This window comes from Anabaenopsis arnoldii (assembly GCF_028331025.1).
Classification (GTDB): Bacteria; Cyanobacteriota; Cyanobacteriia; order Cyanobacteriales; family Nostocaceae; genus Anabaenopsis; species Anabaenopsis arnoldii.
This window is the reverse complement of sequence record NZ_JAQMUH010000042.1, coordinates 1-19,649: the sequence shown is the minus strand read 5'-3', so window position 1 is coordinate 19,649 and position 19,649 is coordinate 1. Positions and strand designations below refer to the sequence as shown.

The 19,649-nt window shown below is 40.3% G+C and carries 18 protein-coding genes and 2 pseudogenes; 6 read left to right on the top strand and 14 right to left on the bottom strand.

The genetic code is table 11. From position 1 onward, the window contains the following. Positions 1–272 precede the first annotated feature (272 nt). From PN457_RS03485 to PN457_RS03445, 9 genes and pseudogenes are all read right to left on the bottom strand, one after another. Positions 273–2,027, bottom strand: a complete 1,755-nt coding sequence (locus tag PN457_RS03485; protein WP_271731349.1) for an N-6 DNA methylase — start codon at positions 2,025–2,027, stop codon at positions 273–275. A 347-nt stretch (positions 2,028–2,374) separates the two neighbouring features. Further along, positions 2,375–2,809: pseudogene (locus tag PN457_RS03480) on the bottom strand (AAA family ATPase); the annotation flags it as partial. After that, the gene (locus PN457_RS03475; RefSeq protein ID WP_200987981.1) at positions 2,779–2,952 is read right to left on the bottom strand and encodes a hypothetical protein; all 174 of its coding nucleotides are present in this window, start codon (positions 2,950–2,952) and stop codon (positions 2,779–2,781) included. The pseudogene PN457_RS03480 and the gene PN457_RS03475, both read right to left, overlap by 31 nt. 148 nt (positions 2,953–3,100) lie before the next feature. Further along, positions 3,101–3,457 (bottom strand): group I truncated hemoglobin, encoded by a 357-nt coding sequence (locus tag PN457_RS03470; protein WP_271731348.1) that lies wholly within the window; start codon positions 3,455–3,457, stop codon positions 3,101–3,103. 191 nt (positions 3,458–3,648) lie between these two features. After that, positions 3,649–4,551, bottom strand: a complete 903-nt coding sequence (nifU, locus tag PN457_RS03465) for a Fe-S cluster assembly protein NifU (protein WP_271731347.1) — start codon at positions 4,549–4,551, stop codon at positions 3,649–3,651. Positions 4,552–4,643: 92 nt separating this feature from the next. Continuing rightward, the gene (gene nifS, locus PN457_RS03460) at positions 4,644–5,840 is read right to left on the bottom strand and encodes a cysteine desulfurase NifS (RefSeq protein WP_271731346.1); all 1,197 of its coding nucleotides are present in this window, start codon (positions 5,838–5,840) and stop codon (positions 4,644–4,646) included. Continuing rightward, complete coding sequence (locus PN457_RS03455) at positions 5,837–6,190, bottom strand: DUF362 domain-containing protein (RefSeq protein WP_271731345.1); 354 nt, start codon at positions 6,188–6,190, stop codon at positions 5,837–5,839. The genes nifS and PN457_RS03455 overlap by 4 nt, the downstream gene beginning before the upstream one ends. A 72-nt stretch (positions 6,191–6,262) precedes the next feature. Next, positions 6,263–7,711 (bottom strand): nitrogenase cofactor biosynthesis protein NifB, encoded by a 1,449-nt coding sequence (gene nifB, locus PN457_RS03450; protein ID WP_271731344.1) that lies wholly within the window; start codon positions 7,709–7,711, stop codon positions 6,263–6,265. Positions 7,712–9,238: 1,527 nt separating this feature from the next. Then, positions 9,239–10,087, bottom strand: coding sequence for an HIT domain-containing protein (locus tag PN457_RS03445; protein ID WP_271731343.1), 849 nt, complete (start codon positions 10,085–10,087; stop codon positions 9,239–9,241). A 601-nt stretch (positions 10,088–10,688) separates the two neighbouring features. On the opposite strand from PN457_RS03445, the gene PN457_RS03440 reads away from it, so the two are divergent. The 5 genes and pseudogenes from PN457_RS03440 (at position 10,689) to nifT (ending at position 13,280) form a co-directional block, all read left to right on the top strand. Further along, complete coding sequence (locus PN457_RS03440; protein WP_271731342.1) at positions 10,689–10,988, top strand: Asr1405/Asl0597 family protein; 300 nt, start codon at positions 10,689–10,691, stop codon at positions 10,986–10,988. Positions 10,989–11,024: 36 nt separating this feature from the next. Then, positions 11,025–11,222 carry a DUF2949 domain-containing protein gene (locus PN457_RS03435; protein ID WP_271731341.1) on the top strand — a complete coding sequence of 66 codons (198 nt, stop codon included), beginning with the start codon at positions 11,025–11,027 and terminating at the stop codon, positions 11,220–11,222. Between the two features lie 471 nt (positions 11,223–11,693). Continuing rightward, entirely contained in the window at positions 11,694–12,824 is a 1,131-nt protein-coding gene (gene nifV, locus PN457_RS03430) for a homocitrate synthase (RefSeq protein ID WP_271731340.1), read from the top strand. Then, a pseudogene (locus PN457_RS03425) lies at positions 12,814–13,132 on the top strand (nitrogen fixation protein NifZ). The gene nifV and the pseudogene PN457_RS03425 overlap by 11 nt, the downstream one beginning before the upstream one ends. Next, positions 13,077–13,280: a putative nitrogen fixation protein NifT gene (nifT, locus tag PN457_RS03420; RefSeq protein ID WP_271731339.1), complete on the top strand. Its 204-nt coding sequence runs from the start codon at positions 13,077–13,079 to the stop codon at positions 13,278–13,280. Before PN457_RS03425 ends, nifT begins: the two are co-directional and overlap by 56 nt. 111 nt (positions 13,281–13,391) lie before the next feature. On the opposite strand, the gene ylqF is transcribed toward nifT, so the two are convergent. The 5 genes from ylqF to PN457_RS03395 form a co-directional block, all read right to left on the bottom strand. Further along, a complete protein-coding gene (gene ylqF / locus PN457_RS03415; RefSeq protein WP_271731338.1) occupies positions 13,392–14,273 on the bottom strand; it encodes a ribosome biogenesis GTPase YlqF in 882 nt (293 codons plus the stop codon). A 54-nt stretch (positions 14,274–14,327) separates the two neighbouring features. Further along, entirely contained in the window at positions 14,328–14,702 is a 375-nt protein-coding gene (locus PN457_RS03410) for a VOC family protein (protein WP_271731351.1), read from the bottom strand. A gap of 88 nt (positions 14,703–14,790) precedes the next feature. Beyond that, positions 14,791–15,261: a CYTH domain-containing protein gene (locus PN457_RS03405; RefSeq protein ID WP_271731337.1), complete on the bottom strand. Its 471-nt coding sequence runs from the start codon at positions 15,259–15,261 to the stop codon at positions 14,791–14,793. 317 nt (positions 15,262–15,578) lie between these two features. After that, complete coding sequence (locus PN457_RS03400; protein ID WP_271731336.1) at positions 15,579–15,749, bottom strand: hypothetical protein; 171 nt, start codon at positions 15,747–15,749, stop codon at positions 15,579–15,581. 236 nt (positions 15,750–15,985) lie between these two features. After that, a complete protein-coding gene (locus PN457_RS03395; RefSeq protein ID WP_271731335.1) occupies positions 15,986–17,854 on the bottom strand; it encodes a tetratricopeptide repeat protein in 1,869 nt (622 codons plus the stop codon). 299 nt (positions 17,855–18,153) lie between these two features. On the opposite strand from PN457_RS03395, the gene PN457_RS03390 reads away from it, so the two are divergent. Next, positions 18,154–19,437: an AAA family ATPase gene (locus PN457_RS03390; RefSeq protein WP_271731333.1), complete on the top strand. Its 1,284-nt coding sequence runs from the start codon at positions 18,154–18,156 to the stop codon at positions 19,435–19,437. Positions 19,438–19,649: the final 212 nt, after the last annotated feature.

Sequence of the window (19,649 nt, the reverse complement as noted above, 5' to 3'; positions counted from 1 at the left end):
ATTTAACCCCACCCTAACCCTCCCCTTGTTAGGGGAGGGGACTGGATTTTATTGTTTTTTATGTGGTCGGTGAGCGAAGTCGATATGTGGTCTGTATTGATTTCGGTGGTTGAGCGAAGTCGAAACCACGATCCCCCCAATAATCTCTAAAATCTCTTGCGGTTCTCTTAACCTCACTTCCTCCCCCTGATGTTCCCTTCGACTTCGCTCAGGGAACTTATTGATTTCGGTACGGCTGAAAACTTATCAAACAACCTCTTAGATAACCTCCATCACTTTTTCTTCACAAAGATATTCACACTTACCCCTACCTGAATATTAAATACATTATAAACAGGTTTATCTGTGCGCTTTCTGATATTACCGCCTAAATCAAAAATATAGATGTTAGTAAATTCTTTTTCCAGAAATTCACGCATCCCATCAAAAGATAGGGCATCAATAAAACTATTATTAGTGACAAAAGCAATAATCCCCTCCTCCCCAATTCTATCACTCGCCCAGCGAACCGCTTTGACATAGGTATCTGAAAGTTTATTTTTTAATGTCGCCTTTGAGGCTTTGGCGTAGGTTGCAGCTACCCGGTCATCTATACCAGTTTTATCTTTATTAGTATATTTCCTATTTTTATTATTATCATTTTCATTCATCTGACCGACATTATAAGGAGGATTCCCAATAATCACAAATATATCTGATTGTCTTTGTCTTTTTACCCGTTGCATATTTTCCGGGCTAAATAAATCTAACTGTGTAATATTTTGGTCTTCAAAGGTATCAACTAAACATATTCCTGGAAAAGGTTTATATTCTCCCACCTGCTCAAAATATTCATGTTCAATATTGAGGGAGGCAATATAATAAGGTAACAACATCACCTCATTACAATGTAACTCATGGTCATATTTGTGAGGTAAAGCGGACTTTTGGATCTCGACAATTTCCCGCATTACCCGGATGATAAAGTTACCAGTCCCCACAAAGGGGTCAAGGATATGTACACCTGGGTCAACTAAGGACTGATTAAACTCTTTTTGTAAAATCTCTTCTACACTCCTGACCATAAAATTTACAATGGGTTGGGGAGTATATACAATCCCGTGGGTATCTGCAACTTTGACGGAAAAACCTTGAAAAAATCGCTCATAAATTTTATTGAGAAAGTCTTGCTTACGAGAAAAATCATCAATGGTGGCGGCGGTTTCTTCAATTGCACCGTAAAATCTATCTAAACTACTTAAAAAATGACTCCTACTAAAAGACCTAGAAGTTAATGCATTAATTACTTTTTCAATTTCTGCTGCAATAATATTACGTTGGGTAAAGTCAGGATTGTTAAAGACACTTCTAAAAATTCGCTCGGTTAATAAATGTTGAATTAACATTTCTTCTACCGCTGCTTCTGACAAGTTTGGGTTAATTGACTGGCGACAAAGTTGGAAGAAATCACCAAAAGCATCAATAAACTTTTTATTCTTCTTTTTTTGTTCCCGAATTAATTCTAGTAAAGCCGTTGCGTGTTCCTTCACCCGCACACCAAACTCTTCGACTGCTTTATCCCATTGTTCAATAGCTGGGGGGCGATATTCAAATAAATGTCGGACTACATCGACTAAATTTTGGGGTTTGGTGATGTCTTCATCTAGAATACATTTACCATCTTGGTAGAGAATGGCTCGATCTGGTTGCTGAAAAATAATATTATCTTTGGGGTAACCCTTAGCGAATTTTTTCTGTACTTCTTTTTTTAGGTCGTCTTTCGTGTCTTTAGCTTCCCAGTAAGCACGGGGTAAATTATAGTCATCTACTAAAGCTCCATCTATTCGTAGCTGTTGTTTTTTTTCTCTTTTTAGGCCATATTCTTGGATGAGAGTCCATTGGAACTGTTGACCGCAGGATTCGAGTAACTTTTGAAAAGCAGCTTTAACGGCGGTTTCGTGGACAACGCCCAATTTTTTAAACTGTTCTAATTCTTGATAATACTGCTTAACAGGTTTGTGAGTTGTCTTGAGATTAAGAGTAAGCATATAAACCCTGATATTTAAATGATTAAAAAATCCAGATAAAAAATCCAGATTGTCAAAATACTATACTGTAAATCTTTAGTGTAATGACTGTATTTGTAAAAGTGGTAAACTTCTCAAACAAAAGTATTATTTTTTAAAAGTCTGTAATCCGTTTATCAAAATTTATGTATACCTCTTGACACTAAGAAATAAATAGGGTAAAAATATCAATAAAAAGCCAAGAAAAAGCCGACAAAACACCTCTTTTAGAAAATTTACTGCGGTGAAATTAGGGCAAAGTTAGGGCAAGATTAAATTATCATCTGATTCCAAATAATAGGAGAAACCCTAGAAATCAGGGCTTAATCTTCACGGATAGGCATAGCAAAACCACCACATACAACGTCACCCAATACGTCGTAAGATACGAAATCAACGTCTTGGTAAGCGCCGTTTTCTTCTAAGAAGTTGATGGCGGTGATAATACCACGACCTGCACAACCTACACCGGGTTCTGGACCGCCAGATTCCACGCAGCGAACGCCACGGAAACCGGTTAACATTACTTCTTCAAGTTCCAAGTCTTCAACTGCACCACGTTCAGCAGCCAAGTGAAGAACGGTGGTTTGAGCTTTACTGTGGAGCATCAAACGGGTGGAGTCAGCTTTGGGGTCACAACCAACGATGAGGATGCGCTGACCCATTTCTGCCATAGCCGCCAGGGTGTTTTGAGAAGTGGTAGATTTACCGATACCACCTTTACCGTAGAAAGCTATCTGTCTAATGTTTTCGTCAACTGACATGATGATTTTTCTCCTGCAATTTGTTGGTTAGTGTGGATCTGTGTGTTGACGTTCACGCCTGTTGAGCTACAGCAGTGAGCGCGTGTTGTAGAACGTCGCGGGGGCGATCGCTCCACAGCATAATTGAAGGGTTTTGGTGTCATAATAGTTCGGGGTTAAGTTTTTGTTTAAGTTTCCCGTGTCATTTGTCCAGTGGAGACTGGACAAATGACAGAGAAATTACACACATTAGAATAGGTAGAGAAAACAAGTAGGATGTGAAGGAGTGATACGCCAATCAATGCAGATTTCTTACTTGTTCAAAATAGCGGCTTTGAGGCTAGAGACTTTAGCCATTGCAGCGCTAGCGTCTTCTGCTGACACTCCACTAGCGGTCATGGCTGCAGTCAGGTGCTTGCTCACAGCTTCAAAGTGTTGCTCACTGAGCTTCATCCCTGAGTGGGTTTTGTCCATGGCACGGCCAGAGTATTGCTTTGGACCTTCGAGAATTTGAGAGAAGAAAGCAATTTGATGAGCGCGTTGTTTCGCCATATCGGTTTTAGCGAAGAAGCCTTTGAGGCTGTTGTCTGCCATAATGCTGTTGTGAAAGGCATCAACTACTTTCTCAATTGTTGGCTGTCCACCAATTTTGTCGTACAATGTACTCATGTCCTGCTCCTTTCGGTGTGAGTTGGATAATGCTATCGGCAATGAGGTGTGAAATACTTTCACCTATGTGCTGTTGCTTTCCTTGTTCAGTAGGAATGAATTGATGTGGCGATATCTATCTGCTTCAACTCCTACTTGCCGAATATTCAATGGTTAACAGGTTGTATTTCCGCTGTGTGTAAGTCTCAAAGTTATGGTTCCACCGCTTCTACTACCAAGTTTTGGCTCACACGTTCTTTTAACCTAGCTTCAATAGCAATCTTGAGAGTAGCTGTGCTGCTAGAACAAGAACCACAAGCGCCTTGGAGTAGTACCTTGACTTTATTGCCTTCTACGTCGTAGAGTTCCACATCTCCACCATCAGCAATCAGTACGGGTCTAACCTCTTCATCGAGAACTTTTTGAATGAGTGCAATTCTTTGCACATTGGTTAAAGGTTTTGATGATGGCTGGGGAGAGTTAGCAACTGCGACTTTATGCTTACTGTCAGCGGTTAAAGCGGCTTCTTCCTTTACATCTCTTATAATATCATCAATATTCGCTAAACAGGAACCGCATCCGCCACCAGCTTTTACATAATTTGTTACTTGTTCGGCTTCCGTAAGATGATTTTCTACAATCACACGGCGAATTTTGGCTTCAGTAATACCAAAGCAGCTACAAATCAATGCACCTTCTTCATCGTCATCATGGGTAGGGAGGGCTATACCTCGATAATTATAAATAGCCGCTTCTAAAGCTTCTTGTCCCATGACAGAACAGTGCATCTTGGCTTCTGGTAAGCCACCGAGGTAATCTGCAATCTCTTTATTAGAGATTTTCAAAGCTTCATCGAGGGTTAAACCCTTGACCATTTCAGTTAAAGCACTCGAAGATGCGATCGCACTAGTACAGCCAAAGGTTTGAAAGCGAGCATCTAATATTTTATCAGATTCGACCTCAACTTTGAGGTGTAGTCGCAGAGCATCACCACAAGCAATACTCCCAACCTCACCGGTGGCCACCTTAACACCAGGTTCGCTGGTTTCTTCAATAGCTCCCTGATTTTTGGGATTGTAAAACAAGTCTAATACTTTATCTGTGTAGTCCCACATGGTCAATTTTGGATTTGAGATTTTGGATTTTAGATGAGGGACTAGGAACTAGGGATGAGAAAAAATTCTACATACCCCATACCCAGCAGTCCCTAGCTATGAATGAGTGCTTGTTCTTGCAGCCAACCGGCATTATCATTCTGGAAAGGGGACATAGCCCGTAAACGTTGGACAATATCAGGCATTACCTCTATAACCCTGTCAATTTCAGACTCTGTAGTGTAGCGAGACAGACTAAAACGAATAGAGCCATGTAAAGTAGTATAGGGTAAACCCATTGCCCGCAAAACGTGGGAAGGTTCTAAAGACCCAGAAGTACAAGCAGAACCAGAGGAAGCACAGATACCATGCTTGTTGAGGGAGAGCAGAATTGCTTCACCTTCAATATATTTGAAACCAATATTAGTGGTGTTAGGTAATCTCTGCGTTACATCCCCATTGACTTCACAGTCAGGGATTTTGGCCAGTAAGGTTTGCTCTAAGCGATCGCGCAATTTTCTTTCTCTGGCGGTAGCCTCTTCTAAATGTAATAATTCTAACTCTGCGGCTTTACCTAAAGCAATAATACCCGGAACGTTTTCTGTTCCCGCCCGACGGCCACGTTCTTGGTGTCCACCAATCAGCAAAGGACGGAACCGCACACCGCGCCGGACATACAAAGCCCCAATTCCCTTAGGAGCATGGATCTTGTGAGCAGACAGAGTTAACATATCTATGGTACTAGTCTTCATGTTCATGGGAATTTTGCCCACAGCTTGCACCGCATCCACATGAAAGATAGCGCCAGACTGTTTGACTCTTAACCCAATTTGCTCAATAGGAAACACCGTACCTGTTTCATTATTGGCATACATAATTGTTACCAAGGCGGTGTTCCCAGTCAGAGAAGCTTCTAACTCATCTAAATCTAACTGTCCCTGAGGATTTACCGAAAGATAGGTAACAGTATAACCTTGAGTTTCCAGTTGTTTGCAGACATTCAAAACTGCTGGGTGTTCAACCTGGGTAGTAATGATATGTCGCTTTTGGGGTTGTGCTAACAATGCAGCCCGAATGGCGGCGTTATCTCCCTCTGTACCACAACTAGTGTAGACAATTTCCGACTCATCAGCACCAATCAGGGCGGCTAGTTGTTGGCGTGCTGTTTTCACAGCTTTGCCCAGTTGTCCACCAAAGGTGTGCATACTAGAAGGATTACCGTAGTAGTCCCGTAGATAAGGCAACATCACCTCTAAAACTTCCGGGTCTACTTTTGTTGTAGCATTATTGTCTAGATAAATGATGCTCATCCTGATACACCTACTACTTCGCTCTGATGTCGAGATAATTGCTCGGAGAATTTTTGGGAGTAATAATTAAACCAACGCTCCCAATAATCTTGTTTTTTGGTTAATTTTGCTAAAGAGCGATTGTAATTAGCAAACCAACTTTCCCAATAATCGTGGGGTTGTTTTACACAACCATTAGAAGTAGGACAAATAGCTTGACACTGAGGGACAGAGTAAATACTACCGGCGCAGTTTGTGCAAAGTGCAGCATCAATTACATGATGACCGTCAATTACTTTAACTGCGTCATTGGGACATACAGACAGACAACGATTACAGGAAATACATTGGCTAGTGATTTGATAAGCCATGATTATTCTCCTTTGTGATTACTGAGTATGGGGTACTGGGTATGGGGAAATATCTCCCCTATTCCCTACTCCCTAATCCTGATTGGCTAATTCCTGGATATATTGCTCGTAAAATTCCAAAGCAACTTTTGAAATCACGTCGTAAGCTTCAACAGTCTGTATTCCCGCTGCTTGCAATTTCTCTTGAGGACAGTTACCAATCTTAGAGACTAAAATTGCTTTGCAATCTGCGATCGCTGCCATAATATGCTCAAAAGTGGCTTCTTCTCCAAATCCACCTTGACAATATTGGTCAATTTTACGATGACCAACAAAGCTAACTTGATTACCATCCACCTCATAAATCTGGAATTCCTTCGCATGACCGAAGTGTTGGTTAACCAACCCACCGCCCTTGGTGGCTACTGCAACCAAGATTTTAGGATTATTGGCAAATTTCTTGCCCTTCTGCGCCTTTTCCTTGGCTATTTTTAGTTCTTGTTTAAACTTCTCAATCCCTTCATGAACAACAGTCCGTTGTTCCAGGTCATATTCTGGGGACATTTCCAAGAACTTATCCTTAGTAAATTCCTGGCTGCGGTCTTCTCCTAATAATCCTACCGCATCGGCTCGGCATTGACGACAATGGCGCATCATTTTCATATTACCGGCGCAATTGTCTTGTAGTGCCTTCACTTCCTTAGGTGTAGGGCCACGTTGACCTGTTAAGCCAAAATGTGTACCATGTTCCGGTGCTGAAATCAAAGGCATAATGTTGTGCAAGAATGCACCATTTTCACGAATCATTTTATTGACTTCGATCAGGTGCTGATCATTAATCCCCGGAATCATCACGGAGTTAACTTTGCACAAAATATCAGCCTCTTTGAGTGCTTGTAATCCTTCCATCTGCTTCTCTAGCAGAATTTTAGCACCTTCAACACCTCTATAACGCTTGCGCTTGTAGTGAACCCAAGAATAAATCTGAGCGCCGATTTCTGGGTCTATGGTATTCAGGGTAATAGTAACGTGATCTATATTTAGTTGTTTGATGCGGTCAATGTATTCTGGTAACATTAAACCATTAGTTGAAAGGCAAAGCTTAATATCTGGTGCCTTGTCTGCAATCAATTCAAATGTACGGAAAGTCTTTTCAGGATTCGCCAATGGGTCACCAGGTCCGGCAATTCCCACCACTGTCATTTGGGGAATTTTACCTGCAATTACCAAAGCCTTGTGTGCAGCTTCTTCTGGTGTCAGCAGTTCGCTCACTACTCCAGGACGACTTTCGTTAGCACAATCGTATTTACGGTTACAATAGTTGCATTGAATATTACAGGCTGGTGCAACTGCAACGTGCATTCTGGCGTAGTGGTGATGAGCGTCTTCGCTATAACAGGGATGTTTGGCGATACGTTCTTGAAGCTTTTGATCCATTTCTCCGGTGGTGCTGCTGTCGCATCCACAACCACCTGATTTTGCTGGGTTTGATGCTGGTTCCTGATGCTCGGAGGTGAGGAGTCCGCTAGACGGTAGTGTCATTGAATTTCGCAAGGGTTCAGTGGGCTAAAGGCCACAGTGGGAGATGCCGTTGCTACTGTCTTTACCTAGGAAATGAAGTCGCGTCTTCTCTTCACTGCAGTTAACAGTTTGATAACTATTGACTGAGGTGTGGCTGGTGTGTGTCAACTTTTTGATCTGGGGTCGAAGTTATTGAGTACAGCCGCGACTTCTCTTCACAAAGGCATGGTGCTATCTCATCCCTCCACTCACTCTTCGCTGTTCCTTGTGTTTAGGGCGTTGAGTGATTGGCGATATAAGATTTATAGCAGTACTTCTCAAATACTTGCCGAGCCTATGGAGGATAGAATTTATTGGATTTATTACCCTTGTACTCAAATTTTACCACCCCGACTGTGTGGGTTTTACAAAGATTAATAATTTTTTTTTCGGTTAGGGGTTCTAGTATTTTTCAATTGGGGTACGAGAATTTATAAATAGGGGTTCAGGATTTCTTAGTACTCAGTTCAAACCCATTTATAGTTAGGGTTTTAGCCTATTATTTATCGACTTTCAGGTACATAAATCTGTACTCAAAACCGCATTAAGTCCTATTTCTCATTACCAGGAATAGCGGCTCAATGGGTGAAAAACACAGAGCAGGTTTATGTCGTACCACTCCAAATACATGGGAAATTCCATTCTGTATCTAACCTATCATTTTTTTTGACGTAAAAATGCAGTTCATCTTTATTTAATTTTTACTGACAATTAACCTCAAGTCCTAGCACCTGGCTAAATCAGGCGGTTTGTTGAGAAAAAATAAAACTTAAACTCTTAATTTTCCCTGGCACAACCGCTGTTAATCAGGTGCTTTTGAGAATGATGGAATATCTGAAAACTCTGGATACATTGCATAATCAACACTCAACAAACAACTACATTAACTCTGATCATACAGCTATTGAGAATTAATGGCTATAAGCAAAAATGATAAGTTCATAGTGAGCATATATCCCTAAATAGGCAGAAGTTGAGGATTTTGCAAAGTCAAAATTGAGAAATGGCGACAGTTTAATTATGTATCTAACATATCATTTTTTCTGGGGTAAAAGTTGCCTTTTATATTTATTTAATTTTCTCATGATAAAAATACCTAAAAAATGCTCAAGAGGTTTGAGAAATCTTAATTCCAACAAGTTTAGAGATGGTAAACTTATCCCGTGAAAAGTAGCTTGAATCATACAACAGGTTTCCAGCAAATCAAACCAACATAAATCTTCTGGGGTGGATATCTTAGAGGATGTTTTATAAGTTTTCAACAGGTAATTTTTATCTTAGGGAACAGGGAACAGGGAACAGGGAATGGGGAACAGGGAATGGGGAACAGGGAATGGGGAACACACCGAACACGCCGAAACAATAAAATAAAGTCCCCTTTCCCTTATCAAGGGAAAGGTGAGGGTGGGGTCAAACAATAGTTGATACACTAATCACGACTTGACAAACATCCTCTTACCCCCGTCTGTATGTCGATATGTCAGTTCAGGAATTGGTCGCGGCAATTTCTCATGTCCGAGGGATCACTTTTCTGATACCACTTTTACCAACAGCATCACCTTTGTAACGAGGGATAACATGAATACTGGCGTGCATAATATTTTGACCCCCCGCTCTATTGACGTTCATACCGACATTAAAACCATCAGGCGCAAATTCTGTTTTGAGAATTTCCTGGACTTTATTCACCATCAACCAGCAAGCAGACTGTTCTTTGAGTGGTAAGTCAAAATAATTACTAATATGACGTTTAGGAATAACTAAAGTGTGACCTTTACTGATGGGATAACCATCAAACATAGCATAGGCGGTCGCTGATTCTGTCACTAATCTGAGATGTTTGTGAGGATTACAAAATATACAATAATTGGTAGAATTTCGCTGTTGATTATAATGAACATATTCATATATTTCGCGCATTTCATCTGAGTACAATGAGTTAAAGGGAAGTCTAGCTAAACATTGATATGTAGGCTTTTTGTGGACATAATGTTCTCTAAATCCTTCCCTTTTGATATCTCTCCTCACGGCATAATAAGCTTTACCTCCTGGTTTTAACAGATGAGATACTTCCATGAGGATATTAGCTTGTTCTTCAGGGAACACAACATTTAAAACATAAAAACAAATTATTGTGTCAAACTTGACTTGAGGATATTGGGGAAAATAATGAGGGTCATAGCCTGTAATATCAAAGCCTTTTTGACTGATCATCTTGACATCATTGCCAAAACCGCAACCAAAATCTAATATTTGGCCTTTTAACAGGTTTTGATTTAATAAAAACTCTGCCGGAAATGATAAGGAAGTTCTTTCAATGGCGGTGAGATGGCTGAATAGATTTTTCTGCTGTTTCATGGAATTTGGCAATGCACACTATCGGTGTATTAGCACAAGTAAACTTGCGTAAATAAATTACACTCTAGCATTCCCCTGAGTGTCTTCTGCAGATAAGTAAAGTTTGACAAAGTTTATATTAAGAAACGTATACATATACACAGACAAAAAAACCTAAAACAAAATAAAGAAACCTGTTTTTTCCCTGGCGAAATCCTAGAATAGGAATCGTAGCTGGCTATACAGATATATGACTTATCATCCTGTTTACCTCATCTTGACGTGCCAGTGAGTACAACTTAATAAATTGCAAAATAACTTGCCTAATTCGCTGCAAACTCTTACAGGTGAAGTATTTTGTATTGAGTAGAAAAATGCTGAACCCCCTCACCTCAAAAAACTAGAACCCCCATTATTCAATACTAGTACCCTACCCCCAGGAAAATTTTAAATTTCCCTGAAATCACCCTTGAAGATACTTGAGTACAAATGTAATTAATCCAATAAATCCAATCAGCATTGGTTGTATTGTCCTGTTGGGAGTCACCTGATATAAGCAGAAAATAGCACAAGGCTTTTTGATGTAAACCCAGGACGAGGAACTATTGACAACTTATTCATCATGTTTACACCTCATAGTTCTGATTTCCCAGACGAGCAAGTTTTGCAGATTTCCTTATGCGATGGACCAAGCGCTGTTTTTGGGATGCGCGGAAAGCTCTTGTCAATTCGCTGGACCATTGCTCAACGTTTGCAAGAATTAATGATTCCCTGCTGTTGTCACAGTGATGGTTCCTTAACAGTCCAAGTCAATAACGTGCTAGAAGCCATCCTGATTCGCAGTATCCTGATGCAATTTCTCGCTTCTCGCCAGGAATTAGTAGATTGGCTAGAACGTTGCTCGGATGCAGACAACTCCTAAATGTCCTCTCTTATTTGTTCATTTTCCTATCAAGTTATGACTACCTGTAACAGTGAAAGAAAATTCATCAACTTTTTACATCAGGAGATAGAACTGACAAATGCAGATATTGCTGTAGCCTTACGCCACCGTCAGTTTGATAATGGTCCGTTACCAATGCTCCTGTGGCAATATGGACTGGTTAACTTAGAGCAATTAGAGCAGATTCTAGATTGGCTAGATAACCATCGTTAACAGATGTCATGTCTAATTTTCATCGGTTGACCTCAGCTAACTGACCAAATGATTATTTTTCTCAGCTTTATGCTCTAATTTACTAATAGTTAAATAAAGCAATCCTAAATGATTCATGAACAATTTCTGTTCCCTGTTCCCTTTCCTCACTGATAATTTCTCAAGTCAAATAGGATGACTATAAATTAATCGCTATTACAAAATAGATGATTTAGCAATAGTGAAAATAATTCTAAAATATACCTATATTTGGTTTTATGTCATACAGATATGATGTGTTAATTTAGTTATGATTTAATAATCATGAAGATGAAATATTAAATCTGAGAGTTTATAGCATTTACCATTCATCCTATGGTTACGCCACGCCGGGTATCAGCATTTGCATTAGGCATTTACTAAACTTTTCAGGGAAATAAGCTGCCAAAACACAAGGAATATTAAGAATGGTTCCTAAGAGGGATGTTTGAGATGAATGAAATCTTAATTAATGACACTACATTACGTGATGGTGAACAAGCAGCAGGTGTTGCTTTCACTTTTGAAGAAAAAGTCGCGATCGCCAAATTTCTGGACGCTATTGGTATTCCCGAGTTAGAAGTGGGAATTCCAGCCATGGGAGATGCAGAGACACACGCCATTATAGCAATTTCCCAGTTAGGTTTGCAAGCCAAGCTTCTGGGCTGGAACCGGGCTGTAATTTCAGATATCAAAGCCTCCATGACCTGTGGTTTACAGCGAGTACATATTGCTATTCCGGTTTCTGGAATCCAAATCGCTGCTAAATTTCATGGTCAATGGCGGGTAAGTTTACAAAAACTCAAAGACTGTATCAGCTTTGCAGTAGATAAAGGTCTTTGGGTAGCAGTAGGCGGTGAAGATTCTTCTAGAGCTGACCCCAACTTCCTGTTAGATGTAGCACTTAATGCCCAAGAATGGGGCGCGTCACGTTTTCGCTTCTGCGATACTGTGGGCGTTCTCGACCCCTTCAGCACCTACGCCAAAGTTAAACAATTGGTTTCGGCTTTGTCCATTCCTGTAGAAATTCACACTCATAATGATTTTGGCTTGGCCACTGCTAACGCCCTAGCTGGTATCAAAGCTGGAGCTACATCTGTAAATACCACAGTTAACGGCGTAGGGGAAAGGGCGGGAAATGCAGCTTTAGAAGAAGTGGTCATGTCCATTAAACGCATTTACGGCATTAATTTGGGTGTTGATACTCGCCGTTTGTTGGAACTATCACAACTGGTTGCTTCAGCATCCAATTCTCATGTTCCACCCTGGAAAGCAATTGTGGGCGAAAATACCTTCGCTCATGAGTCGGGAATTCATGCTCACGGCGTATTGCAAAACCCCCTCACCTACGAACCATTCGCACCGGAAGAGGTAGGTTGGGAAAGGCGTTTGGTAGTGGGTAAGCATTCTGGTAGACATCACATTAATAGTTTGTTACAGCAAAACGACATTTTTCTTGACCCGGAGGAAACCCAGTCTGTATTGGATGCAGTTCGCCAGCAGTCAATTAAGCAAAAACGCAATCTGACTGTAGAAGAACTTTTGAGCTTGGTAAGAGAACAGAGGTACTCTCATGCAACGTGATGAATTAGAACTAAACTTACCGCCTGTTTTTGAAATCGGTCAAAAAGTCAGACTTCGTAAACTAATCAAAAACGATGGTACATTTCCCGGTCAAGAAATCGGGGCTGTTTTAGGTAATATAGGGGATATTGGCTACATAGCGAGTATAGGTACTTATCTACAAACTTCCTATATTTATGCGGTGCATTTTCTAGAGACAGGGTTCGTTGTCGGTTGTCGGAAAAGAGAACTAGAATCGGTTGAGGAGAACTCATGAAAGTAATGCTACGGATGAACGATGCAGGCCATTTAGTTGCTTACGTTGCTAAAAAAGACCTTGAGGAAGAAGTAGTTAAACAAACAGATGGTAATGATGGGATAGTTCTCACTTTAGCCAATGGCTGGGAATTAGAATTTGCTCAATTACCAGATGCGGCTAGTTTACCGCTAACTGTGGAAGCTAAACGCCTGGCTTAAAACGGTGATCGCCTGGGGAGGCTCCGGCGCACAACTCACTACAGCATATTCATCTCTTGTGAGGTACAATAGTAGCGGGCAAGATGCCCGCATCACAAGAGTTTTACCATGTTACTTACGTGGTAATTCTAAGGGGATTGTACCTAATAAGCCCTTACGAAAATCTGTTAACAGATGTCTGGCTGTGCGTTCTACGTCCCCTTGATAGCGATGTTCTGCTAAGGCGTGTAAATAGCTTTCGCCTGTGTACAGCACCGGGTCAAGTTGGTAGCGGGTATATAAGGGTGACGGTGGTAATAAGTTTCCTGCTGTCTCTTGCAGTTGGTTGAGTAAGTCGATCAAAGTAGATGCTACTAGTTGATTATCATAAGATGCTTGACCAATGTCATCACAAATTGCTAACTTGGCGGCCGCTTCTTGATTTCCCATTTTTAAGGGAATAACCCCAGGAGCATCTAGTAATTCTAAGTGTTCAGAAATTCTCACCCAGCGTAAGGAGCGAGTCACCCCTGGACGCGCAGCACTTTCTACCACTCGCTTTCCTAAAAGACGGTTAATTAAGGCTGATTTCCCGACGTTGGGAAATCCAATCACTACTGCGCGCACTGGACGAGGTAACATCCCGCGATCGCGTCTTCTTTGATTGAGTTTTACCCCTGCTGCTTGGGCGGCCTTGGCGATCGCCACCACACCTTGACCTTGTTTAGCATTGGTAAAATAGGCAACTTGACCTTGATGTTTAAACCAATCTACCCAAAGCGATCGCACTTGGGGGGAAATCATATCTAATCGGTTTAATACCAATATCCGCGCCTTATCCCCCACCCATTCATCTATTTGGGGGTGGTGTGTTGCTAAAGGAATCCGCGCGTCTCGTACTTCCAACACCACATCTACCCGGGTCAGCTGTTCTTTGAGCTGCTTTTCCGCCTTAGCAATATGACCTGGATACCATTGGATCAGGTTTAATTTATAGTTTTGAGTTAAAGACATAATTAATGGCCAATAGGTAGTGATTATAGCACTCTTTTGTACAAAAGCGATGGATCAGGTGTATTTTTGATGTAAAATTAAGCGGTTGCCATCGGGGTCATAAGCATAAATTTCTCTCCCATGGGAAGGTGTGGAGATTTTACCGGGGGGTGGGTAGCCTAAGTTTGTCAGGTGAGCGATCGCTGCTTCTAAATTACTCACTTCTAAACATAAACTGATCTTACTCTTAGCTGAGGTGGCAAATTCCCATGTGTGGTTCTTGTCAGGTTGAAAAATACCCAATCTTAAACCCGGAAGTTGAAACTCTGCATAGACACTGGGGATGAGAGAAGATGGTTGTTCCTCAAGTAGCTGAGTATAGAAATTAACTAATTTTTCCCAGTTAACAGATGCTATAGTCACCAGGGCTTGGGTATATGCAAAAACCATATTTTCTTCAAAACATCCGGCTAAACAAACTTGGAGATTATTGATATAATTAGTAACATTTATTCCGTCAGTGACACCCACTGCGAAGCTATCTCAACCATTGTGAAAATGGGTGTTTGACCAAATAGCTGTTAAAATATCTGTGATCGTGAGATACTTCTTCCCCAATCCAAGGCGGTAGTTCAATTTCTTGATTGGCATCATTGAGTTCAACTTCTGCTAGGATTAGCCCCTTGTTTAAACCATCAAACTCGTCTATTTCCCATGTTAACCCTCCCCATTCTACTTTGTATCTAATCTTTTCAATCCAAGGCTGTTCACACAATGTATTGAGCATTTCTTGAGCATCTTCCACAGGGATGGGATACTCAAACTCTAACCTTGAGCATTCAACACTAGGTCCTTTAATCGTTAAATAACCTTGTTGTCCTACTATACGCACACGTACAGTCACTTGATTTTTCGTCGGAATATATCCTTGACAATATACACTTCCTATGCATAATTCGCGCCAACTATCCCCTTGGAGCAAATATTTACGCTCTATTTCTTGAGCCATTTTGTTAAATGATGCTTTTTTTTGCTAAATATCCAGAATATTTTTAATATTCAACTGTATAAATTTTATAATATATTGTTTGGGCTTTGGTGTCTATTCACAGAAATTTAAGAGAAAATAACAGGTCATCAACTAAATGACCTGGGGGTAATAGTATTTTATGGCGATAGCTTGGCCAAGTTCTGGATTATGGTATAATATCCAGGATAAAGGATTGGCGACAGGTTCGCTACCCAAGCTATCTACGTCTGAATTTCCTCCATGAATATTTCAGTAATCACTCAAATGAGGCAATACTTCATTTAATGAAGGCGGATTTAGTAACCCGTGGCAATGCGTCCAGATCCACGGTCGAAGTTAAGTCCAGTGTCATACATCATAAAGTTACACTCAGGTAGGTGTTTAGTACTATTGTTTCCTAGGGAAATAGGCAGAGAGAACATAGCAGCCTTCAAACCTACAAACAAGCGATAGGTGAGGCGGTACATAATCTTAGTTCGGTAAGTTAATCGTAATTTCTACAAGCACAGGAAGTTTACGAAGAGAAGATTCCACAAAGCCTTGAATATACTCTAGCAAAATTATTGTTTAGGCAACAGTATTACAGGTCACATTAACATAATTTGATAAAAAGAAACATAAAACTATACAATTTCATACAGTTATTTTCTAAATATCTGGTAACAAAAATGTGGAGGTGCTGCATAGACGTTTTATACTAAGATTAGAGACGCTCAAGCTTTGCGATCGCTTCGAGAATTGGTTGATAATACTCCATATTTCCTTCTTGATAATAGATATCAGCACATTTTTGAAAATCCCCAATTGCACCTTCATAGTCTTGTAGACGACGGCGGATATCAGCTCTGAGCATATAAGCTGAAGCCCAATAAGGTTGACGTTGTAAAGCTTGGTTTAAATCAGCCAACCCAGCGGTTAGGTCTCCCAACATAGAAAGGGCGCGACCCCGATTGTACCAGTCTTCCACTATACTAGACTCCATAGAAATAACTTGACTATAATCTTCTATTGCTCCTTGATAGTCCTCCAGAGCATAGCGAGCATTGGCGCGATAGCGAAGCGCATGTGCAAGCAGATCGCGGTAAAAAGCAGATAGAGGCTCCCTTTTGAGTGCTATGGCTGCGCCACGCAAGCTATTGGTGTAGTCTGCAACTGCACTCTCATAGTCTTGGAGCTTGTAACACACAGAGGCTCGATTGTAGTAAGCTTCTATCAAATCGGGATTGATTTCTAATGCTTGATTATAATCTGCTATGGCCTTATCTTCCTCGCCTAAAAGACGATAAGCATTACCCCGATTACAGTAAGCTTGGGAAAAGTTAGGAAGTAACTCTATGGCTTGAGTATTATCTGCAACTGCGGCGAAGAAATATTCCAAATTATGGTGAGCAATACCTCGACCATAATAAGCTGCAACTAAATCAGGAGTAATCTTTAATGCCGTGGTATAATCATCAATAGCCCCTTGATAATCTCCCCAACTAGACAAAGTTGTAGCACGATGGTAGTACCCTGTAGCCAAATGCGGCTCAAGTTGTATAAGTCGATTACTATCATCAACTGCTCCTTGAAAATCTCCCACAAGGCGACGTACATTCGCGCGCAAACCGTATACTAAAGCTAGAGTCGGGTTTTTTTGCAGTGCTTGGCTATAGTCCTCCAGGGCTTGGTGATAATCTCTTAAAGTTTCTCTAATCAGACCCAGTTCAGTGTATGCTTGCACATCATCAGGGTTCAACTTCAGTGCTTGGTTAAAGTCAGCAATTGCTTGCGTAAAATCTTCCAGGCGAGAATAAACAAGACCCCGATTGTAGTAAGCTTCAGCAAAGCCAGAGTCAATTTTCAAAGCCCGATTGTAATCCTCTATCGCGGCCTGATTTTCTCCCAGGGCATAGCGGGCATTACCTCGATTATGATAAGCTACAGCCAAATTGGCATCTATTTGTAAAGCCCGTTCATGGTCGGCGATCGCTTCAGCATACTTCCCTAAAATATAGTAGATATTACCTCTAGCGATGTGAGCGGCAGCAAAATCAGGATACCATTGTAAAGCTTGCTGCAAATCCGCAAGCGCTCCTTGATAATCACTGCGATGACAACGCTCTACACCCCGATTATGTAAAGCCTTAGCAACATCAAAGTGGATATCAGTAGCTAAGTCAGGATTTTTTTCTATCGCTTGTTGATAATCCGCGATCGCTTGGTTATAATTCTGTAACCCAAGGTAGGCATTACCCCGACCGTGGTATGACTCAGCAATATCTGGCTCAATTTCTATAGCTTGCTCAAAATCGGCAATAGCACCCTCATAATCCCCTAAGAAGTAAAGGGCATTACCACGATTGTAATATGCACCGGACAGAGTGGGATTGACTTCTATAACTTGATTAAAGTCGGCGATCGCCCCATAATAATCTTTGAGTTGACTGCTGAGAATCAGACCCCTATTATAGTACGCCTCGGCCTGGCCTGGCTGAGTCGCAATAACTTGAGTATAATCTGCTATGGCTTCTAGATAGTCACCTTGCAAATGTTTATTGAATCCCTCTTGGAACAACTCGTCAGCATTCATCTCATTTCTCTGGGTGATTACGCTCCCGTCACTCATTGTAATCTAGAGGTACTTTCACATCAATTTATTCATGCTGACTTGCACCAGAGTATTTATACTCCCTCGCCTCAATCACCGTTATGCTTAAACTAGATATTTGTGAAAAAATCACAAATATAGCATTTACCATGCTCGTGAGGTACAATTTTTTTTAGTTTGAGGGAACAGGGAACAGGGAACAGGGAACAGGGAATAGGGAATTGGTGTGTACTTCATGAGCCTGAAAAAGGCTATATGTCCTTTAGCCCTAAAAATTGACTATGCTCATAGAGTTTAGTATTGGTAATTACAGATCATTCAAAGATAAAGTTACCTTTAGCATGAAAGCGGCTAATATTGTCGCCAAAGACACAAAAACTGATGAACACAATACTTTTGTTGTCGATGATCAACTGACATTACTTAAAAGTGCTGCCATTTATGGTGCTAATGCTAGCGGTAAAAGTAATCTAGCAAAAGCCATCAACTTTATGAAATGGTTTATGATTAACTCCTCTAAAGAAACTCAGAGTACGGAACCAATAAATGTGGAACCATTTGCACTTAGCACCGAAACTGAAACCCAACCATCTTTATTTGAAATTGTATTTATTTTAGATAATAAAACATATCGATATGGTTTTGAAGCAACTCAAAAAAATATTGTTTCAGAATGGTTATTTTATGTGCATAAAAAAAGACAGACTCGGCTTTTTGAACGCAAGGATCAACACTTCAATATATCTAAGAATTTTCAAGGAGAAGACATTCAATCAAAAACTAGAGAAAATGCACTATTTATATCAGTAGCTGCTCAATTTAATGTTGAAATAGCTAAGAAAATACTAGATTGGCTCACCACAAAAATACAAATAATTTCCGGGTTAAATAGTTATTTAAGTTACACAGTTAAGTTTTTAGAACCGGGTCATGATAATAGAGAAGAAATCATTCAATTAATCAAAAATCTAGATTTAGGTATCAGAGACATCAGGGTCACAGAAAGAGAGGTTACACTTAACCCTTTGTTAATACCAGAAGAACTATTAAAAGAAGTTAAGAGCGCAACTGTAAAAGCAACATCACGAACTATAATGACCATCCATCAAAAATTTGATCATCAAGGTAATTTTATATCTCTGGAGTCATTTGATTTAGACAATCAAGAATCGGAAGGAACGAAAAAAATATTTTCTATAGCGGGACCTTTAATACATACCCTTAAAAAAGGTAATACTTTAATATTTGATGAATTTGATGCAAGACTTCATCCTTTGATGAGTAAAGCAATTGTGGAAATGTTTAACTCTCAAGCAAGCAATTATAAGAATGCACAATTGATATTTATGACTCATAATACCAACCTTCTGAATAACAAACTATTTCGTAGGGATCAAATTTGGTTTACAGAAAAAAATAAATATGGCGCTACAGATTTATATTCCCTAGTGGAATATAAAATTAGGAATGACGCTTCATTTGAAAGTGACTACATTAAAGGTAAATATGGCGCTATTCCCTTTATTGGTAACTTGAGCCAAATCTGGGATGATAATAATGGCTAAAAGTGTTAGGACAGCATCATCTCGTGCTTATTCAGAAAGAAAAGTTGGAACCCGGGAATTACGAAAAAAATTTGGCTCTACCGTACTTGTTATGCTAATTTAACAACTGGTTCGAGGGAACAGGGAACAGGGAACAGGGAACAGAGATTAAGAAGGAATATTCAGGCATTTTCTTCAATAACCAACATTATTTCCCTTATACGGTAAGCCTT

What these genes read in the sequence shown, in the direction of transcription:
- PN457_RS03485 (WP_271731349.1), bottom strand. Translation starts at nt 2,027, where the DNA reads ATGCTTACTCTTAATCTCAAGACAACTCACAAACCTGTTAAGCAGTAT.
- PN457_RS03475 (WP_200987981.1), bottom strand. Translation starts at nt 2,952, where the DNA reads ATGACACCAAAACCCTTCAATTATGCTGTGGAGCGATCGCCCCCGCGA.
- PN457_RS03470 (WP_271731348.1), bottom strand. Translation starts at nt 3,457, where the DNA reads ATGAGTACATTGTACGACAAAATTGGTGGACAGCCAACAATTGAGAAA.
- nifU (WP_271731347.1), bottom strand. Translation starts at nt 4,551, where the DNA reads ATGTGGGACTACACAGATAAAGTATTAGACTTGTTTTACAATCCCAAA.
- nifS (WP_271731346.1), bottom strand. Translation starts at nt 5,840, where the DNA reads ATGAGCATCATTTATCTAGACAATAATGCTACAACAAAAGTAGACCCG.
- PN457_RS03455 (WP_271731345.1), bottom strand. Translation starts at nt 6,190, where the DNA reads ATGGCTTATCAAATCACTAGCCAATGTATTTCCTGTAATCGTTGTCTG.
- nifB (WP_271731344.1), bottom strand. Translation starts at nt 7,711, where the DNA reads ATGACACTACCGTCTAGCGGACTCCTCACCTCCGAGCATCAGGAACCA.
- PN457_RS03445 (WP_271731343.1), bottom strand. Translation starts at nt 10,087, where the DNA reads ATGAAACAGCAGAAAAATCTATTCAGCCATCTCACCGCCATTGAAAGA.
- PN457_RS03440 (WP_271731342.1), top strand. Translation starts at nt 10,689, where the DNA reads ATGTTTACACCTCATAGTTCTGATTTCCCAGACGAGCAAGTTTTGCAG.
- PN457_RS03435 (WP_271731341.1), top strand. Translation starts at nt 11,025, where the DNA reads ATGACTACCTGTAACAGTGAAAGAAAATTCATCAACTTTTTACATCAG.
- nifV (WP_271731340.1), top strand. Translation starts at nt 11,694, where the DNA reads ATGAATGAAATCTTAATTAATGACACTACATTACGTGATGGTGAACAA.
- nifT (WP_271731339.1), top strand. Translation starts at nt 13,077, where the DNA reads ATGAAAGTAATGCTACGGATGAACGATGCAGGCCATTTAGTTGCTTAC.
- ylqF (WP_271731338.1), bottom strand. Translation starts at nt 14,273, where the DNA reads ATGTCTTTAACTCAAAACTATAAATTAAACCTGATCCAATGGTATCCA.
- PN457_RS03410 (WP_271731351.1), bottom strand. Translation starts at nt 14,702, where the DNA reads ATGGTTTTTGCATATACCCAAGCCCTGGTGACTATAGCATCTGTTAAC.
- PN457_RS03405 (WP_271731337.1), bottom strand. Translation starts at nt 15,261, where the DNA reads ATGGCTCAAGAAATAGAGCGTAAATATTTGCTCCAAGGGGATAGTTGG.
- PN457_RS03400 (WP_271731336.1), bottom strand. Translation starts at nt 15,749, where the DNA reads ATGTACCGCCTCACCTATCGCTTGTTTGTAGGTTTGAAGGCTGCTATG.
- PN457_RS03395 (WP_271731335.1), bottom strand. Translation starts at nt 17,854, where the DNA reads ATGAATGCTGACGAGTTGTTCCAAGAGGGATTCAATAAACATTTGCAA.
- PN457_RS03390 (WP_271731333.1), top strand. Translation starts at nt 18,154, where the DNA reads ATGCTCATAGAGTTTAGTATTGGTAATTACAGATCATTCAAAGATAAA.